This window comes from Hyphomonas sp. (assembly GCF_037969335.1).
Classification (GTDB): Bacteria; Pseudomonadota; Alphaproteobacteria; order Caulobacterales; family Hyphomonadaceae; genus Hyphomonas.
The window spans coordinates 1-17,282 of record NZ_JBBKXE010000007.1 but is presented as its reverse complement, the minus strand read 5'-3'; the positions used below and the strand labels follow the sequence as shown (position 1 = coordinate 17,282).

Sequence of the window (17,282 nt, the reverse complement as noted above, 5' to 3'; positions counted from 1 at the left end):
GCCTCAGAGGCCTCGGCCTTGAAGTTCAGGTTCGGCAGCTGGCGGGCCAGCGCCTCAGCTTCAGCACGAAGGTCGGAGAGGGGAGTCATTCCGGGAAATTCACGCCACCTTCCGCGCGAGGTCGTTGATCAGGTCGGTGAGGCTCGGGGCTTCGCGGGTCGGATCGTAGCGCATGGCCATGCGGTGGCCGAGGGCGGGTTCGGCGAGGGCTTCGACGTCTTCAATTGATGGCGCGAGGCGTCCGCGCAGCAGGGCGCGGCTGCGAGCGGCGAGCATCAGGGCCTGACCGGCGCGTGGAGACGGGCCCCAGTCGACAAGGCGCTGGACGCGCGCGTCAGACGTTTGCTCGGGGCGGGCTTCGCGAATCAGGTTCAGGATCGCGGCGACGATCTTCTCTCCGACCGGCATGCGGCGCACCAATGCCTGGATCGACATCAGCTGCTCGGCGTCGAGCGCCGGACGGACGGTCTGGTCGGCTCCGCCCGTCGTTTCGATCAGGATGCGGCGCTCGGTGTCGAGGTCCGGATAGGCGACATCGATCTTCAAGAGGAAACGGTCGAGCTGGGCTTCGGGCAGGGGATAGGTGCCTTCCTGCTCGATCGGGTTTTGCGTCGCCAGCACGTGGAAAGGCGCCGGCAGGTCGTGGCGCACGCCCGCGACCGTGACATGGCGTTCCTGCATGGCCTGCAGGAGGGCGGACTGGGTGCGCGGGCTGGCGCGGTTGATCTCGTCGGCCATCAGCAGCTGGGTGAAGATTGGGCCCTTGAGGAAACGGAAGGTGCGTTGTCCGCCAGCGCTTTCGTCCAGCACTTCGGAACCGATAATATCGGATGGCATCAGGTCCGGTGTGAACTGGATGCGCTGGTTGGCGAGGCCGAGCGCCGTGCCCATCGCTTCGACGAGGCGCGTCTTGGCGAGGCCCGGCGCGCCAATCAGCAGCGCATGACCGCCTGCGAGGACAGCCGCCAGTGCCAGTTCGACGACCCGTTCCTGACCGAAGACGGCCTTGCCGATTTCCGACTTGACCTGGTGCAGGGTTTCGGTGGCTGCCTCGGCCTCGGCGACGATGTCATTCGTATCTACTGCAGTATCGGCCATATAAAGGGCGCCTCCGGCTTCACGTGTCTGGCAAACAAACCTATGTCTAAGGCCTCATCATGGCGGAGTAAGACGTGAAATCCAGTCCCGGCAACACATTGAGCCTCGAGGAGACGCTTAAGGCTATAATGCCGGATGGCAAGCTGTCGGGTAAGCTGCCGCCTGTGGAATCGTGGAATCCGGACCGTTGCGGCGATATCGACATGGCGATCCGTGCCGATGGCAGCTGGTGGCATGACGGCGGCCGGATGAACCGCGAACGCATGGTGAAGATGTTTTCCCGCATCCTGCGCAAGGATGAAGACGGCGAAACCTGGCTCGTCACACCGTATGAAAAGGTCGTGGTCCGGGTCGAGGATGCGCCCTTCATCGCCGTGCGCGTCGACCGTGCGGGAGAGCCGGGCCCGGAGCAGGCGCTGGCTTTCCTGACCAATGTCGGCGATGTGGCGGTGGCAGGGCCAGAGCTGCCGATCCGGGTGGACACCGATGCAGAAACCGGCGAGCCTTCGCCGTATGTGCTGGTGCGGGGGCGGCTTGAGGCCAGACTGGCGCGGCCCGTCTTCTATGAACTGGCTGACATGGCCGTGCCCCATCCGGATGGCTCGCCGACGCTCGGTGTGTGGAGCCAGGGCCAATTCTTTACCATTGGCCCGGCAGCCTGATCGAGATGGGCTACACAAATCTCGACGACTTCCTGACAAGAGCGGCGGCGCGGCTGGATCCGCCGGTCGGCGCGATGAGCCTGCAGGAAGGCGGCGACATGGATTTCCTGACGCCGGAAGAAGTCGCCATCATCCGGCCCGCCGCGGTGCTTATCGGGATCATCCCGCGCAAGACCGGTGCGACGACCCTGCTGACAGTCCGCCCCACCACGATGTCCACCCATGCTGGCCAGGTCGCATTCCCGGGCGGCAAGGTCGATCCGATTGATGTCGACGAGGTCGCCGCCGCCCTGCGCGAAGCCGAGGAAGAAGTCGGTGTGGTTCCGGGCGATGTCGATGTCATCGGCAAGGGCTCGCCCTATGTCACGGGCACACGCTTTCGCATCACGCCTGTGCTCGGCGTGCTGCCGGCTGACTTTGTCGCCGTGCCGGACCCGACCGAAGTGGCCGATGTGTTCGAGACGCCGCTCGATTTCCTGATGAAGAGCGCCAATCACCAGACGGGACACGCCGTCTACAAGGGGAAGGAGCGCCAGTATTACGAGATGCCTCACAATGGCTATCGTATCTGGGGCGTGACAGCGGGCATTATACGTCGTCTTTACCAGACACTGTATGAGGGCTGAGCCCGCGACGCATGATTAGGGGTTTGGATTGGGCGCTGTGCGGCTTATCTAGGACGTAACCTGAATTGGAGGGACATTTTGGCAGGCAGGCTGGTCTTTGAGGCCTTTATCTTCTCGATCCCGTTCATCCTGTTCGGACTCTACCTGCTGGCAACCGCCAGCGTGGAGCAGGAAGGCAAGCGCAAGTGGCCGGTCCAGATGCTGTTCCTGGCCGGGCTCGCGCTCGCCACGATTGCCTGGTTCGTCCTGATCGTGCTGGAAAAGAAGGAGCGCGACGTTTGCCATGAACCGGCCCGGTTCGAGAATGGCGTGATCATTCCGGCGCGCGACTATCCATGCGAGCAGAATGTGCGCGATGTTGGCGCGCCCCTGAAGGACGCGCCCGGCATTGTGCCGCAAGGGGCTGTCGGCCCCGCTGACACACGTGATGCGTCCGACATCCAGGCGGGCTTCCCGGAAACGCAGGCGTCGGATAGTCCCGATGACCCCGATTGAGCAGATTGCACCGCCCTGGCTGACGCAGCGCGGGACGCAGGCTGTCATGGCGGCGCTGGAGGCGGCCCGTCCGGGCGGATCACGATTCGTTGGCGGCTGTGTCCGAAACGTCTTCCGCGGCACGACACATGTCGATGACGATATCGACATTGCCAGCCAGCTGGAGCCACCAGCCATCATCGCCGCGCTCGAGGCCGCTGGCATTCGCGCCCTGCCGACAGGCATCGAGCACGGTACGATCACCGCGATCTTCGACAGCCGACCGTTCGAGATCACGACCCTGCGCCGCGATGTCGAGACCGACGGGCGCCGCGCCGTCGTGGCCTTTACCGAGGACTGGGCCGAGGACGCCGCGCGCCGCGATTTCCGCCTGAACGCCCTCTATGCCGATCGCGAGGGCCATGTGTTCGAGCCGATCCCTCAGAGCCTGTCCGATGCCAAATCGGGCCGGGTCATCTTCATCGGCGATGGGGACGAGCGCCTGCGCGAGGATTATTTGCGTATCCTGCGCTTCTTCCGCTTCAATGCCTGGTATGGTGAGGCGATTGACGGGGCCGGGCTGGACGCCTGCGCCCGTCAGAGAACCGGCTTGCAGAAAATCGCAGCCGAGCGGATCTGGAAGGAACTGAAAAAGCTGCTTGGCGCGCCCGACCCCTCAATTGCCATGCTGGCGATGGAGGACAGCGGCGTCCTGGAAGAAATCCTGCCCGACGCGCACGCTGACGGCGTGGTTGCCCTGTGCGAAGCCGAGAAACAGGCGGGCCTGCGCCCCGATCCGATGCAGCGAGTCATGGCCATGCTGCCGCGCCGCGGCCGCGAAATGGATGCGGTGGCAGGTCGTCTCAAGATGTCGAATGAGGAACACCGCCGCCTGCTGGCCTGGGCGAGCGCCGGCATGGACCATGTCCAGGGCCTCGCGCCGCGTGACCTGCACGCGGCGATTTATGCCTACGGGCCGGAAGCGGTTCAGGATCGTGCGGTGTTGGAGGCAGCCCAGTCGGAACGCATCGCGGGTCTCAAGGAACGCCTGACGGAGATCGTGACCTGGCCCCGGCCCATCCTGCCGGTCGGCGGCGACGATGCACTGGCATTGGGTCTGTCCGGCCCACAGGTTGGCGAGGCCTTGCGCGCCGCCGAATCAGCCTGGATCGACAGCGACTTCAAGCTCGACCGCGCGGCGCTTCTGGCGCGGCTCAAATCGCCCGGTTGAGGCCCCAGAGGGTCGCGGTCAGGTAAGCGGCAAACAGCAGCCAGCCGAGATAAGGCAGCTGGATCAGCGCGGCGACGCGTGAATGGCGGTCGAATTCGCGCAGCAAAGCGAAGTCCAGAAGGAGCAGGATGGTCATCACGCCGAAGGCGAGACCGGCGTCTTCAAGCCCGAAAAAGGCCAGATTCCAGATCATGCCGCCCGCCAGCAACAGGAAGTAAAGGCCGAGGGCGCTGCTGGCTTCGCGGAAGCTGCCGGCTGCCTTCACGACCAGGAGCGCCCCGGCCACAACCGCAATCATCACAACAGGCCAGGCTAGAACGATGGCGGTGCCAGACGGTGCCAGAGGCGGTTTGGCCAGCCCGGCATACCAGGTCGGCGATGCGCCATGCGCGACGAGATATCCCAGGATGCTGACGATTGTCGCGCTGGCCACAACCAGGACGGCGCTCATCCAGGGTATCGGGTATTGGCGCACCAGCATGGACGATAGTGTACCCGCATACGGGCGCATCGTCATTGCAGAACATTGAAATCAGGTATTTTTCTTTCGGACCGACCCGGATCTATGCCGGGCGGGTGTCACGGCCATTTCACCACGGGTGGCATGCTGGACAGGATGCTTGTGACATTGCCGCCGGTCTTCAGGCCGAACGTGGTGCCGCGATCATAGAGCAGGTTGAATTCGACATAGCGCCCGCGCTGGACCAGCTGCTCCTCACGCTCGGCCTCGCTCCATGCCCGTTGCATGCGGCGTGCGACGATATTCGGGTAGATATCCGCGAACTGGCGGCCGACTTCCTGCGTGAACGCGAAATCGCCCTCCCAGTCGCCCGTATTGAAGCGGTCATAGAAGATGCCACCCGTCCCGCGCGGCTCGTTGCGGTGTGGCAGGTGGAAGTATGTATCGCAATGATCGCGCATCTCAGAGAAGTCCGCGCCGGAATAGGAATCGCACGCTGATTTCATTGCGGCATGGAAATCCACAGAATCTTCAAACGCCCGGTCACGCTGGTAGGCGAGCAGGGGATTGAGGTCGCCGCCGCCGCCAAACCAGCTGTCGCTGGTCACCAGCATGCGCGTGTTCATGTGGGCAGACGGTACGTGCGGGTTGCGGGGATGGGCAATCAGGCTGATCCCGCTGGCCCAGAAATGCCCGTCGGACTTGTCCGCGCCCGGGATCTGCGCCGCGAAGGCTTCGGAAAATGTCCCGTGCACAAGGGAAAAATGGACGCCGACCTTCTCGAACACCTTGCCATGCATCAGGCCCATGCGGCCGCCGCCAAGGTCTTCGGACCCGTCGCCTCGCGCCCATTCGGTCATCTCGAACCGTCCCGGCGCCCCCTTGTAGAGCGGCGGTCCGACGGCATCCTCGAGCGCCTCGAACCGTGCGCAGATGTCGTCTTGCAGTGATTTGAACCAGGCGCTGGCGCGCGCCTTGCGGGCATTGAGATCAGGATTGGTCATGCCGCTTTTGATGCGCTGTCTGGCCTCCTGCGACAAGCGCGCTGTTGTCACAGGCGACAAGTCAGGATAACGCGCGTCGATAAGTGTTTTACCGGGGCCTCCCGTGTCGCCTTGCCGCAATGGGCAAGAAAAGGGGCCGTGTGTAATACGGGGCCAAGAATCTGCCTTGAAGGACGGGTACAGCGTGACTGATCAAACTGCACATTCCCATGACGATGCCGTCGATGAAGATCGCCGCAATTTCATCCATATTGCGACGGGCGCCGTGGCTTTCGGCGGTCTGGCCGCTTTTGCCATTGCCGCTGTCGACCAGTGGAACCCCGCGGCCGATACGCGCGCTGCATCGTCGCTCGACGTTGATATCTCGAAAGTGCCGCTCGGCGGTGAGATTCGCGTCCTGATTGGCGGCAAGCCATTCTTTATCCGTCACCGCACGACCGCGGAAATCGCTTCGGCGGATGCGGTCAATGTCGCGACCCTGCGCGACCCGGAGACTGATGACGAGCGCCTGCGCCCGATGGCGGACGGCAAGCTCAATCCGGCCATCCTGATCACGTCCGGAGCCTGTACCCACCTTGGCTGCGTGCCGGTTGGCCCAACACAGGGCAATGTCGGCGCCTATGGCGGCTGGTACTGCCCGTGCCACGGCTCACAATATGATACGTCCGGCCGGATTCGCAGCGGCCCGGCACCTAGCAATCTCCCGATTCCGAATTACAAATATGTATCGGATACCGTGGTCAACATTTCCCTCTAAGGAAGGATATCTCTGATGAGCGGACATGAATCATCCTACACGCCCAATTCCGGCTTCGAGAAATGGCTCGACAAGCGCCTGCCGCTGATTCGCTTTGCGAATGATACGGCCATTACGTTCCCGACGCCGAAAAACCTGAACTACTGGTACACGTTCGGCGCGATTCTCGCGATCTGCCTCGTGATCCAGATCCTGACCGGCATAATCCTTTCCATGCACTATGAAGCCAGTGTCGATGGCGCCTTCGCTTCGGTCGAGCGCATCATGCGAGACGTGCCGTATGGCTGGCTCCTGCGCTACATTCACTCCAATGGCGCTTCGATGTTCTTCTTTGCGGTGTACATCCACATGTTCCGCGGCCTCTATTACGGGTCGTACAAGGCGCCACGCGAAGTGTTGTGGATTCTTGGCTGCGTGATCTTCCTCCTGATGATCGCAACAGCCTTCCTTGGTTACATGCTGCCATGGGGCCAGATGTCCTATCACGGCGCCAACGTGATCACGTCGCTGTTCGGCGCCATCCCGCTGGTTGGTGAAAGCCTGCAGACCTGGATCCTCGGCGGACCGTCGATCGGCAACCAGACGCTGCAGCGCTTCTTCTCGCTGCACTACCTGCTGCCATTCATGATCGCCGCTGTCGTGATCCTGCACATCTGGGCGCTGCACGTTCCGGGCAACAACAACCCGACCGGCGTTGAAGTCCAGGATGTGGAAAAGGACACGGTTCCGTTCCACCCCTATTACACAATCAAGGACGGCTTCGCGATCGTGCTGTTCCTGATCATGTTCGCAGCCTTCGTGTTCTATGCGCCAAACGCACTGGGTCACGCTGACCAGGCCATCGAAGCCAATCCGCTCGTGACACCCGCCCATATCGTGCCTGAATGGTATATGCTGCCCTTCTACGCGATCCTGCGCGCCATCACGTTCGATCTCGGTCCGATCCCGGCCAAGCTGCTCGGCGTGATCTTCATGTTCGCCGCCATCGCCATCCTGTTTGTCCTGCCATGGCTCGACACGTCGAAGGTCAAGTCGATGCGCTACCGCCCGGTGGCCCGTCAGTTCTTCTTCGGATTTGTCATTGTCTGCGTGCTGCTTGGCTGGTGCGGTGCAAAGGCACCCGACGCTCCCGTCATACCGGCGCTGCAAGGCGAAAAGATTCTCGTCGTGAATTATAGCGAGAACGGTGAGGAAGCGACCAGCGAGTACAAGGGCGACGAGGCCTATCACGATGCAAAACGCTTCATGGCCAGCCTTCCTGAAGGTGCCAGCCCATCGCTTGCGGCCGTTGCCCCGGCGACCTTCCAGTTCAGCCAGCTCTCGCTGATCCTGACGATCTGTTATTTTGGGTACTTCTTCATGTTGTTCTTCATCGGGCTGACCGAGAAGCCGAAGGAACTGCCGGAATCCATCCATAAATCCGTGCTCAAGCGCCACAAGGCGTCTTCAGCAACCGCCGTTCCGGCCGAATAGGGAGCCTCGAGGTAAATCCATGAAAGCGTTCCGCATTCTCGCCGCCGGTCTTGCCGGCCTCAGCCTCGCAGCCTTGGCGCACGCCGAAGGCGGCGCTGCCGCCCATCCACATGAACCAGAAGGCGGATGGGAATTCGACGGCCTGCTCGGCCAGTTCGACATGCCATCTGTCCAACGCGGTTACCAAGTGTACCGCGAGGTCTGCTCGTCCTGTCACTCGATGAAACTGATGAGCTATCGGAATCTCGGTGAGCCGGGTGGCCCGTTCTTCGATCCGGAATACCCGAACGCAAACGAGAATCCGTTTGTGAAGGCGCTGGCCGCCGATGTTGAAATCCAGAGCCCGACTCCGAACGATATCGGCGACTATGATTTCCGTCCGGCCACGCCCGCTGACCAGTTCCGTACGCCCTATGCAAACGAAAATGCGGCACGCGCTGCCAACAATGGTGCGGCGCCGCCGGACCTGTCGGTTATCGTGAAGGCGCGCCATGGCGGTGCCAGCTACGTCTACAGCCTCCTGTCAGGCTATCCGGCGGAAGACGCGATCAGTACGCGCGAAGTGACCCCGGCAGTCGTTACGACAGTGGCGTCCGATAACGGAACGCCGGACGATTCGAGCGACGATGTGGCTGAAGTGTCGACGCCTGCTGTGATGCAGACAGTCATCGACATGTCGAAAGTGCATATCCCGGGACACGAAGCCGCTGAAGGCGCGCATGGCGATGCCGGCATTCTGGTCCAGCCTGCAGGCCAATTCTACAATCCCTTCATGGCTGGCGACACGACACCGCAATATGAAGGCGACCCGCGTAAATCACCTCCTGGCGGTTTCCTCGCCATGGGTCCGCAACTGGCGCCGGGCCGCGTGACATATACGGACGGCACCGAGTCGACGACAGAACAGATGTCTCACGATGTGGCGCAGTTCCTGGCCTGGGCCAGCGAGCCGAAGCAGACCAATCGCAAGTCGCTTGGCCTGCCGGTGATGATCTATCTCGGGATCCTGACGATCCTGCTCTGGTTCTCGTACAAGCGTATCTGGCGCAAGGTCGAGCACTAGGCCGATCTGACATTCTGTTGAATTGACGACCCCGCCCGGACTGGTGTCCAGAGGCGGGGTTTTCATTTAAGGGACTGACTCATGAGTAAATGGACTCTCGGCATCATCGGCGGATCAGGCCTCTACGAGATCGACGGCCTGGCCGATCGCCGCGAGGAACGCGTGCAGACGGTCTGGGGCGCCCCCTCCGACACGCTGGTGCGAGGGCGGATTGGCCCTGTCGAGCTTGTCTTCCTGCCCCGCCATGGCAAGGGCCACCGCCTGACACCGTCAACCGTGCCTTACCGCGCCAATATCGCCGCGCTGAAGGCGGCAGGCGTCACCGACATTCTCTCGATCTCGGCCTGCGGCAGCCTGAAGGAACAATATGTGCCGGGCCAGTTCGTGGCGGTAGACCAGTTCATCGACCGGACCGTCGCGCGCGAGTCCACCTTCTTCGGTCCCGGCATGGTCGCGCATGTCTCGATGGCCCGGCCTGTCTGCTCGCGCCTTTCGTCGCTGGCCGCCGATGCCGCCGAGGGTGCAGGCGCCGTGATGCATCGGGGCGGCACCTATCTCGCGATGGAGGGCCCGCAATTCTCGTCGCTCGCCGAATCGCGGCTGTATCGCCAATGGGGCTGCGATGTCGTCGGCATGACCGCCATGCCGGAAGCCAAGCTCGCCCGGGAAGCCGAGCTGCCCTATGCCACCCTCGCCATGGTCACGGACTATGATTGCTGGCGCGAGGAGGAAGAGGCGGTCAACGTCACGAACGTGCTCGAAATCATGGGCCAGAACAGCGCGCTGGCCCGTAAGGCCGTGGTGCGACTGGCTGAAACGCTGGCAGATACACCTCGCACCGCCTCACCGGACGGCATCGATACTTGTCTCGATCATGCCCTGATCACCGCCCCGGCGGCGCGCGACCCTGCCATGCTGGCAAAGCTTCAGGTGATTGCAGGCCGGGCACTTGGCGGCTAAGCTTCGCCTTCAATTGGTTGGGGGTGTGGCTGGTCAGGCCATGCAGGACAATTGAAGGGGACCTCAGAATGAGCGAGTCGGATTTCTACACATTTTTCACGGGCGGCCTCGGCCTCCTGATCGCGGCGGCGCTCCTGATCGCCTGGCAATTCTGGCGCCTGCGCGACGATGAACGCGAAGGGGCCATTTCGGCCCTCCAGGGCGTCAGCCACGAATTGCGCATCAACCTGCAGCGCATGGTCAATGAGATTGCCCAGATTGCCGCCAATCACGAGGCAGGGCCGGACGCCCTGCTGCCGATCCGCCATCCCCAGCTCGACGGCGTCAATTCGACGATGATTCGCGCCAACCGGAATGCGATCGCCGTCCTTGGTGCCACGTATCAGGAACTCGAGGCCCGCAAGATGAGCCTGCGGGCAACGCTGGCCCAGGGCCGTGATCCGTCAACATCGCTCGATGATGCCATGGATGCGGTGATCAACGGCATTGCGACGCTCTACATGTGGGAAGTGCATGACGGCGCCCGTCCGTCTGACGCAGGCGTTGTGCGCAGCTGGCATGTGCGCAGCTGGATGAAAGGCCATGGATTCAGCCAGGGCGCCTTGCCCGGCATGTACCTGCGTGACGAGGTCGTCGAGCGGCTCCGCACATACGGGCTGAACCTGACACCGCAACCGCTGACCCATACCGCCCACGAATATTACAACATGCAATATGACCGGCACGCCGACACGCGCGGACCGCTCGGCAAGCGCAAGCTGCCCAAGGATGAACCGGACGCGGATATCGAGGAAGACGATGACGAGGAACTGGCGGTCGCGGATGGCGATGCAGCGACCTCGGAAGCAGAATTGCACTAGGCGCTCATCAGCCCAATCCGGAAGCTTCGACATGAAACACCTCATAGCCGCCCTCGTCCTGTCACTGCCTCTGGCAGCCTGCACCACTTCAGGCACAGTCCAGACGCCACCTGCGGCTGCGGTTTCGTCCGACGCAGAAGTCGTCGCCATTACCGCCCTTCTGGAACAGCAGGATGAAGCCTGGAACCGCGGCGACATCGATGCCTTCATGGACGGCTATTGGCGCTCCCCCGAATTGCGTTTTGCGTCGGGTGGCAATGTCACGCGCGGGTGGGATGAAACCAATGCGCGCTATCACCGGGTCTATGCGACGCCTGACCTGATGGGACGTCTTGTGACGTCCGACTATGAGATCGTGCTTCTGTCGCCAGACGCGGCCATTGCGCATGGTGCCTGGCTGCTCGAACGCGTCAGTGACCGGCCCTCCGGTCTCTACACGCTGGTCTTGCGCAAGATCGATGGCGAATGGCTGATCGTCTCGGACACCACCACGTCGGCGGACTGAAACCGATTTCGCAATTGGCAGGCTAAGCCATAACGGGCAAAACCCGTCTCGGGAGACCCGGACCCGAAACGGAGATTCAGTCATGGACCGTGCGACACTCGACTATGGCACCAGCAATTCCGTCCTCGAACGCGAGATTGAACGCCCCTGGTTCCGCCACTTCATCATCATCCTGATCGTCATCAACGCCGTCGTTCTGGGCGTGTTGACCTATCACAAATTCCTGCCACCTGGCCTTGTCGTGGCGCTGGAGGTCTTTGACCGTGCGGTCACCTGGGTGTTTGCGGTCGAGATCCTGCTGAAACTTTTCGTGTACCGCTTTCAGTTCTTCCGCGCTGGCTGGAACTGGTTCGACTTCGTGGTCATCGGCGTGTCGATGCTGCCCGGTGGCGCCGGCTTCAGCGTGCTGCGCGCCATGCGAGTGCTCCGCGTCCTGCGGCTGCTGCACATCATCCCGATGATGAAGCGTATCACAGAAGCCTTGATGAAGGCGTTGCCCGGCATGGGGGCGATCTTTGCCGTTCTGGCGCTGGTCACCTATGTCGCTGCGGTCATGGCGACGAACATGTTTGGCGACACGACCGATCCGGACGTCGCGGTCCTGTTCGGCGACCTGCCGAAATCCGCCTATTCGCTGTTCCAGGTCATGACGATGGATGGCTGGCGCTTCGAAGTGGTCCAGAAGGTGATCGATGACGGCAATCCCTATGCCTGGATATTCTTCATCATCTTCATCTTCATCGCGAGCTTCGCCATCCTCAACCTGTTCATCGCGCTTGTGGTCGAAGCGCTGGCCTCGGAACAAAAGGCGTTGATCGAAGAGAGCCTTGAGGAAATTGAAGGCGAAATTGAGGGCGAGTTGGACCAGGCCGGCGACCAGCGCCGCGAGATGGTCCGGCTGATGATGTCGATGCGCGCAGAGATTGCGGAATTGAAACAGATGGTTGCCGCCCGCGACGCCTGACCCGATACGCCCATGTGTCCATTTGCTTCACGCATATGTCAGCGGGGCTCACTCACATAAGCCGGATAATCTGCTATAAGACCGGCAAATGAGCCTGTGGACACGACTGCTGGAAGGCGGAAAACGCCTGTTTGAACCCGATTCCTTGCCCGAACCGGCTGCCGACGGCATTGAATGTGCGCCCGATCCCAATGATGTCGGTTTTACCGCAGCGGTTGTCGGACTCGGCGCGAAACTCGCGATGGCCGACGGCGCCGTGACCGATCAGGAAATCATGGTCTTCTCGCGTGTTTTCCGCGCGGCGCCCGAAGACGCGGACAATGTCCGCCGCGTCTTCAACATCGCCCGCCAGACCGTGCGCGGCTATGAAAGCTATGCAAGGCGCATCGGTCGCAAGTACCGCAACCGCCCCTGCCTGCTGGAAGGCGTGTTGGACGGCCTCTTCGAGATCGCCGGCGCCGACGGGGTCATCACCGACGCCGAGATGCAGTTCCTGAAAAATGTCAGCCTGGCCTTCGGATTCAGCGAGGGCACGTTCCGGCGCATCCGGGCCAGCCATCTCGGGCCGGAACGCGACGATCCCTATCTGGTCCTCGGCGTGCCGCATGACGCTGAATTCAAGTCGATCCGCGCCGCCTATCGCCAGCTCATGGCCGACAATCATCCCGACCGCGTCGTCCAGATGGGCGCGCCACGTGAATTCGAGAATGCCGCCCACGCCAAGGCCGCGTCGATCACGTCGGCCTATGCCCAGATACGCACCGAGCGCGGCCTGCTGGTGCGCCCGGACTAGGCCGTTCACGCGATTGGCATGCCACTCGCATCAACCGTGATTGACGCGCCGCCATGATGCCGCCATGTTGGTAAGCGATACAAGGAACTGACATGACCCAGAACGCTTCAGGACTCTTCCATTTCAATCTCGCCGACGCTGCGCGCGGCGGTATTGCCCTCTTCATCCAGGTGTTGATTGGAATGCTCCTTGTCGCAGCCGCTGGCATCTTCGCGGTGATGACGGCGATTGCCGGACTGATCCTGGCTGGCGCAGCCCTTGTCATGCGTTTCTCCGGTGGCCGACCGGCCCCCGTCAGGCAACCACATTCCGACGACGAGCCGATGACGCTCAACGCGCGCCGCACCCCCCGCGGCTGGACCGTGGAATAGTCCCCATTCTTTAAATAGCATGCGAAGTCTGACGCCGTGGCCGCGAACAGGTACCCAACGGCTTTCTGACGTGAATTGGATTGCTGAGTGCGAACCCGACGCGATGCGTCCCTAGCGGTCGAACAGTTTCGAGACGCTTTCTTCGTTCGCGATCCGGCGGATGGCTTCGCCGAGCAGGGGCGCGATGGGCAGGATACGAATGGATTTGGATTTCCGCGCCAATTCAGAGGGCTGGATCGTGTCGGTCATCACCAATTCGTCGAGGACCGACGTTTCAATCCGCTTGACCGCTTCACCCGACAATACGCCGTGCGTCACGTAGGCGGAGACCGACGTGGCGCCGTGTTCCTTCAACGCTGCAGCGGCATTGGCGAGTGTTCCGCCGCTGTCGCACATGTCGTCGAGCATGATGCAGCGGGCACCTTTGACGTCGCCAATAATGTTCATGACTTCCGACGTGCCCGCTTCCGGGCGGCGTTTGTCGACGATGGCAAGGTCGGCATCGATCCGCTTGGCCAGCGCGCGAGCACGCACCACGCCGCCGACATCCGGCGAGACGACGATGATCTTGTCGCCGTTGAAACGCTCCTTGATGTCGTCGACCATAACGGGTCCGCCGCACAAAGTGTCGTTCGGGATATCGAAAAAGCCCTGAATCTGGCCGGCATGGAGATCAACCGTCAACACCCGGTCTGCGCCGGCAGAGCAAATCAGGTTGGCCACGAGCTTGGCCGAGATTGGTGTGCGGCCATCGGTCTTGCGGTCCTGACGGGCATAGCCGAAATAAGGGATCACTGCCGTGATGCGCCGGGCCGAGGCGCGCTTCAGCGCGTCCATGCAGATCAGCAATTGCATCAAATTGTCATTGGCCGGGAAGGAAGTCGACTGGATCACGAAAACATCCTCACCCCGGACATTCTCGTCGATGCGAACGAAGATTTCCTGATCAGCGAAGGATTTGACTTCAGATCGTGTGAGGCGTGTGTCGAGATAGTCCGCAATGGCTTCCGCCAATGGTCGGTTCGCATTGCATGATAGAAGTTTCATGGTCTCATCACCCCTGACTGCCCGCATTCGTGTCGCTTCTGTAACAAAGCCCCGCGAGTCGCAACCGCCAAAGCCCGAGTTCCAGCAGTGCGGATCGGATGAGGTGGCGGGCGCGTTGAATCAGCAACACCTGGTCGCGCGTTTTATGCTCTGAGCAGGATCACCGACCCGTTACGGCCATAATCGGCTTCGCCGCGATGATTGCGCCGACGATTGGAGAAATAGTCGTCTTCCATCGCGCACGTGTCATGCCCCACATCCGTGATTGCGCCGAGGCCGACAGCGTCCAGCCGCTGGCGAACAAAGCCCGGCAGGTCGAACTGGAACCGGTCGCCCTTGCCGGGTTGGAACAGCACCTCGCTTCCGGGCGAGCCTGACATGAACGTGTCGCGGAATTCCGGACCGACCTCATAGCTCGGCTGTCCGATTGTCGGGCCGATGGCGGCGTGGATGCGAGAGCGTTCGGCGCCGAGATTCGTCATCGCTGTCACAGTGGCCTCCAGGACGCCCCCAAGCGCGCCCTTCCACCCGGCATGTGCCGCACCGATCACGCCCGCTTCTGCGTCCGCGAACAGGACAGGCGTACAATCCGCCGTCAGGATGCAGAGGCCGATGCCCGGCCGGTCAGTGACCATCGCGTCGGCCTGGGGCCGTTCGCTCCAGGGTGCCTCGACCGGAACGACGCTGGCCGAATGAACCTGGTAGCAAGACAATAAGTGCTCTGCGCCCAGCGTGGCGGCGACAAGCGTCCGGTTGCGGGCGATCGCATCCGGCTTGTCACCAGAGCCGACACCAACATTGAGACTGTCGTACAGTCCCGTCGACACGCCGCCCTGACGGCCGAAAAAGCCGTGAGTGATGCCCCGCAAACCCGCAAGGCCCGGACAGGAACTGAACGGTATTGCCATGTCCCTACCGGTGAAATGGGCAGCGTCCGCTGTCAAGGGGAGACGCCGCGGGGCCTGTCAGTGGTGGTAGGCGCTTTCGCCATGGCTCGACGCATCGAGACCGGCTTCCTCTTCGTCAGCAGTTACGCGGAGTGGGACAAAGACCTTGATCACAAACAGAAGGCCGACCGTGACGATCGCCGAATAGGCGCCCACGGCAACAACGCCAAGCAGCTGCACGCCGAACTGGCTGGCGATGGCCGTTCCATCAAGGCCCGGGGCCATCGGGCCAAGTGCCGCGAGGAACGGGATGGCCAGCGTGCCGAGGATACCGCCAACGCCATGGACGGCGAACACGTCCAGACTGTCATCAATGTACAGCCGGTTGCGGATCAGCACGACCGCACCGTAGCAGACGCTGGCTGCCAGGATGCCGATGACGATGGCGCCAACCGGTCCGACAGACCCCGCAGCGGGCGTGATCGTGGCAAGGCCGGCGACCATGCCTGTGGCGATGCCAACAAGGGTCGGGCGCTTGAAGCTGACCCATTCAATGCACATCCAGACCAGCGAAGCCGTCGCCGCCGATGTGTGAGTCACCAGCATGACACGCGCCGCGTCGCCATTGGCCCCCAGGGCCGAACCGGCATTGAATCCGAACCAGCCAACCCACAGCATCGACGCGCCCAGCATCACGAAAGCCGGATTTTGCGGCGGGTGCATGTCTTTCGGAAAATGCTGGCGTTTGCCGAGTATCAGCACGAACACAAGAGCCGATATGCCGGCCGTCGTGTGGACGACAACGCCACCGGCGAAATCGATCAGGCCGCGTGACGCGAGCCAGCCGCCACCCCATACCCAGTGGGCCACCGGTGCGTAACAGACCAGCATCCAGAACGCCGAGAAGATCAGGACGGCGGCGAAGTTCACGCGTTCGGCAAAGGCACCGAGGATCAGGGCAGGGGTGATGATCGCGAACGTCATCTGGAACATCAGGAACAGGGCTTCGGGGATCGTCTGCCCGTCGAGCGGGGCGCTTGTCACGCCTGCCGCAAACGCCTTGCTGAATCCGCCGAAGAAGCCGCCCGTACCCGGCCCGAAGGCGAACGAGTACCCGACGGCCAGCCACAACAGGCTCATCAGGCAGGCAATGGCGAAACACTGCATCAGGATGGACAGGAGGTTCTTCGTCTGCACAAGGCCGCCATAGAACAGGGCCAGTCCCGGCAATGTCATGAACAGGACGAGCGCAGTCGAAATCAGGATCCAGGCCGTGTCGCCTGTGTCGGCGAAGGCGGGTGCTGCGACCAGCCCGGCAAGTGGTGCGAGCACGCCGATGCGCCTCATGGAATTCATGACCCGGGTCAATGCAGCCCTCCCTCGGCATTTTTCGGCGCTTGGTTGCGCTCTGCCGCACTTCATTCGACAGATTGTTCGCAGTAACAACCGCAAATACGGCGGGCGTACCGATTTTCTGGTCAGTCAGTCGCTGGCTTGTGCCGTCACGCGCCGCGCCGGGACCGGCAGGCTGCACACGTCCAGCACCTTGGGCGGCGTGTGCACGAATGCAGTGATGGCGGAATAATCACGCTTCGATGTCTTCAGCGCCTGCCAGTCCGCTCCCTGCGTCGCCATCACTTCATAGGCGGGCCGGACGGCCTCTGGCAGGTCGGCGGCCAGAGTCATTGAAATGATTTCATTGCCTGCCAGCCGCGCCGCTCGCGCCGCGAAGGCGGCCTTGGACGCCGCTTCGCCGTTCACGAACAGGTCGGGATAATTTGCCTCATCCTCCGGATCGACCCGTTTCAGCCGATGCACATTGTCCATGCCGTCGATCACGCGTCCGAAGACAGTATAGTTGCGATCCAGGTAGCGCCGGGGCGCGAGGGGAATGAAAAACTCGATCACGCCCGTGTCCGGCGCTTCATTGCGCGCCATGCCTAGGGCGCCGGGACAGTTCAGCAGCCATTCATGGTCGTCCTCCCGGCCCGCCGCAAACCCGTCGCGATGTCCGGCCGTGGCCGCGAACAGATCGGCATTGCCGAGC

At 62.2% G+C, this 17,282-nt stretch carries 20 protein-coding genes; 13 read left to right on the top strand and 7 right to left on the bottom strand.

Features of this window, described 5'->3' with window-relative positions; genetic code table 11:
* Positions 1-99: 99 nt before the first annotated feature.
* Entirely contained in the window at positions 100-1,098 is a 999-nt protein-coding gene (locus AADA04_RS00600) for a MoxR family ATPase (RefSeq protein ID WP_340691286.1), read from the bottom strand.
* A gap of 74 nt (positions 1,099-1,172) precedes the next feature.
* Between AADA04_RS00600 and AADA04_RS00595 the strand changes: the two genes are divergently transcribed.
* The 4 genes from AADA04_RS00595 to AADA04_RS00580 all read left to right on the top strand — a co-directional run bounded on the left by AADA04_RS00595 (position 1,173) and on the right by AADA04_RS00580 (position 4,091).
* A complete protein-coding gene (locus AADA04_RS00595) occupies positions 1,173-1,760 on the top strand; it encodes a DUF1285 domain-containing protein (RefSeq protein ID WP_340691285.1) in 588 nt (195 codons plus the stop codon).
* A gap of 5 nt (positions 1,761-1,765) precedes the next feature.
* On the top strand, positions 1,766-2,386 hold the full coding sequence (locus AADA04_RS00590; protein ID WP_340691284.1) for a CoA pyrophosphatase: 621 nt from the start codon (positions 1,766-1,768) through the stop codon (positions 2,384-2,386).
* Positions 2,387-2,464: 78 nt separating this feature from the next.
* Positions 2,465-2,881 carry a DUF6111 family protein gene (locus AADA04_RS00585; protein WP_340691283.1) on the top strand — a complete coding sequence of 139 codons (417 nt, stop codon included), beginning with the start codon at positions 2,465-2,467 and terminating at the stop codon, positions 2,879-2,881.
* Positions 2,868-4,091 carry a CCA tRNA nucleotidyltransferase gene (locus AADA04_RS00580; RefSeq protein WP_340691282.1) on the top strand — a complete coding sequence of 408 codons (1,224 nt, stop codon included), beginning with the start codon at positions 2,868-2,870 and terminating at the stop codon, positions 4,089-4,091. The genes AADA04_RS00585 and AADA04_RS00580 overlap by 14 nt, the downstream gene beginning before the upstream one ends.
* Here the strand turns inward: AADA04_RS00580 and AADA04_RS00575 are convergent.
* Positions 4,075-4,608, bottom strand: a complete 534-nt coding sequence (locus tag AADA04_RS00575) for a TspO/MBR family protein (protein ID WP_340691281.1) — start codon at positions 4,606-4,608, stop codon at positions 4,075-4,077. The genes AADA04_RS00580 and AADA04_RS00575 overlap by 17 nt on opposite strands.
* A gap of 62 nt (positions 4,609-4,670) precedes the next feature.
* Positions 4,671-5,555 carry an oxygen-dependent coproporphyrinogen oxidase gene (hemF, locus tag AADA04_RS00570; RefSeq protein WP_340691280.1) on the bottom strand — a complete coding sequence of 295 codons (885 nt, stop codon included), beginning with the start codon at positions 5,553-5,555 and terminating at the stop codon, positions 4,671-4,673.
* Positions 5,556-5,739: 184 nt separating this feature from the next.
* Here hemF and petA point away from each other — a divergent pair, with 184 nt between their 5' ends.
* From petA to AADA04_RS00525, 9 genes are all read left to right on the top strand, one after another.
* Positions 5,740-6,312, top strand: coding sequence for a ubiquinol-cytochrome c reductase iron-sulfur subunit (gene petA, locus AADA04_RS00565; RefSeq protein ID WP_340691279.1), 573 nt, complete (start codon positions 5,740-5,742; stop codon positions 6,310-6,312).
* 15 nt (positions 6,313-6,327) lie between these two features.
* Positions 6,328-7,785 carry a cytochrome b N-terminal domain-containing protein gene (locus AADA04_RS00560; RefSeq protein WP_340691278.1) on the top strand — a complete coding sequence of 486 codons (1,458 nt, stop codon included), beginning with the start codon at positions 6,328-6,330 and terminating at the stop codon, positions 7,783-7,785.
* A gap of 19 nt (positions 7,786-7,804) precedes the next feature.
* A complete protein-coding gene (locus AADA04_RS00555; protein ID WP_340691277.1) occupies positions 7,805-8,848 on the top strand; it encodes a cytochrome c1 in 1,044 nt (347 codons plus the stop codon).
* An 81-nt stretch (positions 8,849-8,929) separates the two neighbouring features.
* Positions 8,930-9,808 carry an S-methyl-5'-thioadenosine phosphorylase gene (locus AADA04_RS00550; RefSeq protein ID WP_340691276.1) on the top strand — a complete coding sequence of 293 codons (879 nt, stop codon included), beginning with the start codon at positions 8,930-8,932 and terminating at the stop codon, positions 9,806-9,808.
* Positions 9,809-9,876: 68 nt separating this feature from the next.
* On the top strand, positions 9,877-10,668 hold the full coding sequence (locus AADA04_RS00545; protein ID WP_340691275.1) for a hypothetical protein: 792 nt from the start codon (positions 9,877-9,879) through the stop codon (positions 10,666-10,668).
* Positions 10,669-10,699: 31 nt separating this feature from the next.
* Positions 10,700-11,173, top strand: coding sequence for a nuclear transport factor 2 family protein (locus tag AADA04_RS00540; RefSeq protein ID WP_340691274.1), 474 nt, complete (start codon positions 10,700-10,702; stop codon positions 11,171-11,173).
* An 82-nt stretch (positions 11,174-11,255) separates the two neighbouring features.
* Positions 11,256-12,137: an ion transporter gene (locus AADA04_RS00535; protein ID WP_340691273.1), complete on the top strand. Its 882-nt coding sequence runs from the start codon at positions 11,256-11,258 to the stop codon at positions 12,135-12,137.
* A gap of 88 nt (positions 12,138-12,225) precedes the next feature.
* Positions 12,226-12,930 carry a molecular chaperone DjiA gene (locus tag AADA04_RS00530; RefSeq protein WP_340691272.1) on the top strand — a complete coding sequence of 235 codons (705 nt, stop codon included), beginning with the start codon at positions 12,226-12,228 and terminating at the stop codon, positions 12,928-12,930.
* 92 nt (positions 12,931-13,022) lie between these two features.
* A complete protein-coding gene (locus AADA04_RS00525) occupies positions 13,023-13,301 on the top strand; it encodes a hypothetical protein (RefSeq protein ID WP_340691271.1) in 279 nt (92 codons plus the stop codon).
* Positions 13,302-13,412: 111 nt separating this feature from the next.
* On the opposite strand, the gene AADA04_RS00520 is transcribed toward AADA04_RS00525, so the two are convergent.
* The 4 genes from AADA04_RS00520 to AADA04_RS00505 all read right to left on the bottom strand — a co-directional run.
* The gene (locus tag AADA04_RS00520; RefSeq protein WP_340691270.1) at positions 13,413-14,348 is read right to left on the bottom strand and encodes a ribose-phosphate pyrophosphokinase; all 936 of its coding nucleotides are present in this window, start codon (positions 14,346-14,348) and stop codon (positions 13,413-13,415) included.
* 143 nt (positions 14,349-14,491) lie between these two features.
* Entirely contained in the window at positions 14,492-15,256 is a 765-nt protein-coding gene (gene pgeF, locus AADA04_RS00515) for a peptidoglycan editing factor PgeF (RefSeq protein WP_340691269.1), read from the bottom strand.
* Positions 15,257-15,313: 57 nt separating this feature from the next.
* Positions 15,314-16,591, bottom strand: coding sequence for an ammonium transporter (locus AADA04_RS00510; protein ID WP_340691268.1), 1,278 nt, complete (start codon positions 16,589-16,591; stop codon positions 15,314-15,316).
* A 126-nt stretch (positions 16,592-16,717) separates the two neighbouring features.
* Positions 16,718-17,282, bottom strand: a 565-nt coding sequence (locus AADA04_RS00505; RefSeq protein WP_340691267.1) for a peptidylprolyl isomerase, incomplete at its 5' end; no start/stop codon positions are given.

What these genes read in the sequence shown, in the direction of transcription:
- AADA04_RS00600 (WP_340691286.1), bottom strand. Translation starts at nt 1,098, where the DNA reads ATGGCCGATACTGCAGTAGATACGAATGACATCGTCGCCGAGGCCGAG.
- AADA04_RS00590 (WP_340691284.1), top strand. Translation starts at nt 1,766, where the DNA reads ATGGGCTACACAAATCTCGACGACTTCCTGACAAGAGCGGCGGCGCGG.
- AADA04_RS00580 (WP_340691282.1), top strand. Translation starts at nt 2,868, where the DNA reads ATGACCCCGATTGAGCAGATTGCACCGCCCTGGCTGACGCAGCGCGGG.
- AADA04_RS00575 (WP_340691281.1), bottom strand. Translation starts at nt 4,608, where the DNA reads ATGACGATGCGCCCGTATGCGGGTACACTATCGTCCATGCTGGTGCGC.
- hemF (WP_340691280.1), bottom strand. Translation starts at nt 5,555, where the DNA reads ATGACCAATCCTGATCTCAATGCCCGCAAGGCGCGCGCCAGCGCCTGG.
- AADA04_RS00560 (WP_340691278.1), top strand. Translation starts at nt 6,328, where the DNA reads ATGAGCGGACATGAATCATCCTACACGCCCAATTCCGGCTTCGAGAAA.
- AADA04_RS00555 (WP_340691277.1), top strand. Translation starts at nt 7,805, where the DNA reads ATGAAAGCGTTCCGCATTCTCGCCGCCGGTCTTGCCGGCCTCAGCCTC.
- AADA04_RS00550 (WP_340691276.1), top strand. Translation starts at nt 8,930, where the DNA reads ATGAGTAAATGGACTCTCGGCATCATCGGCGGATCAGGCCTCTACGAG.
- AADA04_RS00545 (WP_340691275.1), top strand. Translation starts at nt 9,877, where the DNA reads ATGAGCGAGTCGGATTTCTACACATTTTTCACGGGCGGCCTCGGCCTC.
- AADA04_RS00540 (WP_340691274.1), top strand. Translation starts at nt 10,700, where the DNA reads ATGAAACACCTCATAGCCGCCCTCGTCCTGTCACTGCCTCTGGCAGCC.
- AADA04_RS00535 (WP_340691273.1), top strand. Translation starts at nt 11,256, where the DNA reads ATGGACCGTGCGACACTCGACTATGGCACCAGCAATTCCGTCCTCGAA.
- AADA04_RS00530 (WP_340691272.1), top strand. Translation starts at nt 12,226, where the DNA reads ATGAGCCTGTGGACACGACTGCTGGAAGGCGGAAAACGCCTGTTTGAA.
- AADA04_RS00525 (WP_340691271.1), top strand. Translation starts at nt 13,023, where the DNA reads ATGACCCAGAACGCTTCAGGACTCTTCCATTTCAATCTCGCCGACGCT.
- AADA04_RS00520 (WP_340691270.1), bottom strand. Translation starts at nt 14,348, where the DNA reads ATGAAACTTCTATCATGCAATGCGAACCGACCATTGGCGGAAGCCATT.
- pgeF (WP_340691269.1), bottom strand. Translation starts at nt 15,256, where the DNA reads ATGGCAATACCGTTCAGTTCCTGTCCGGGCCTTGCGGGTTTGCGGGGC.
- AADA04_RS00510 (WP_340691268.1), bottom strand. Translation starts at nt 16,591, where the DNA reads ATGAATTCCATGAGGCGCATCGGCGTGCTCGCACCACTTGCCGGGCTG.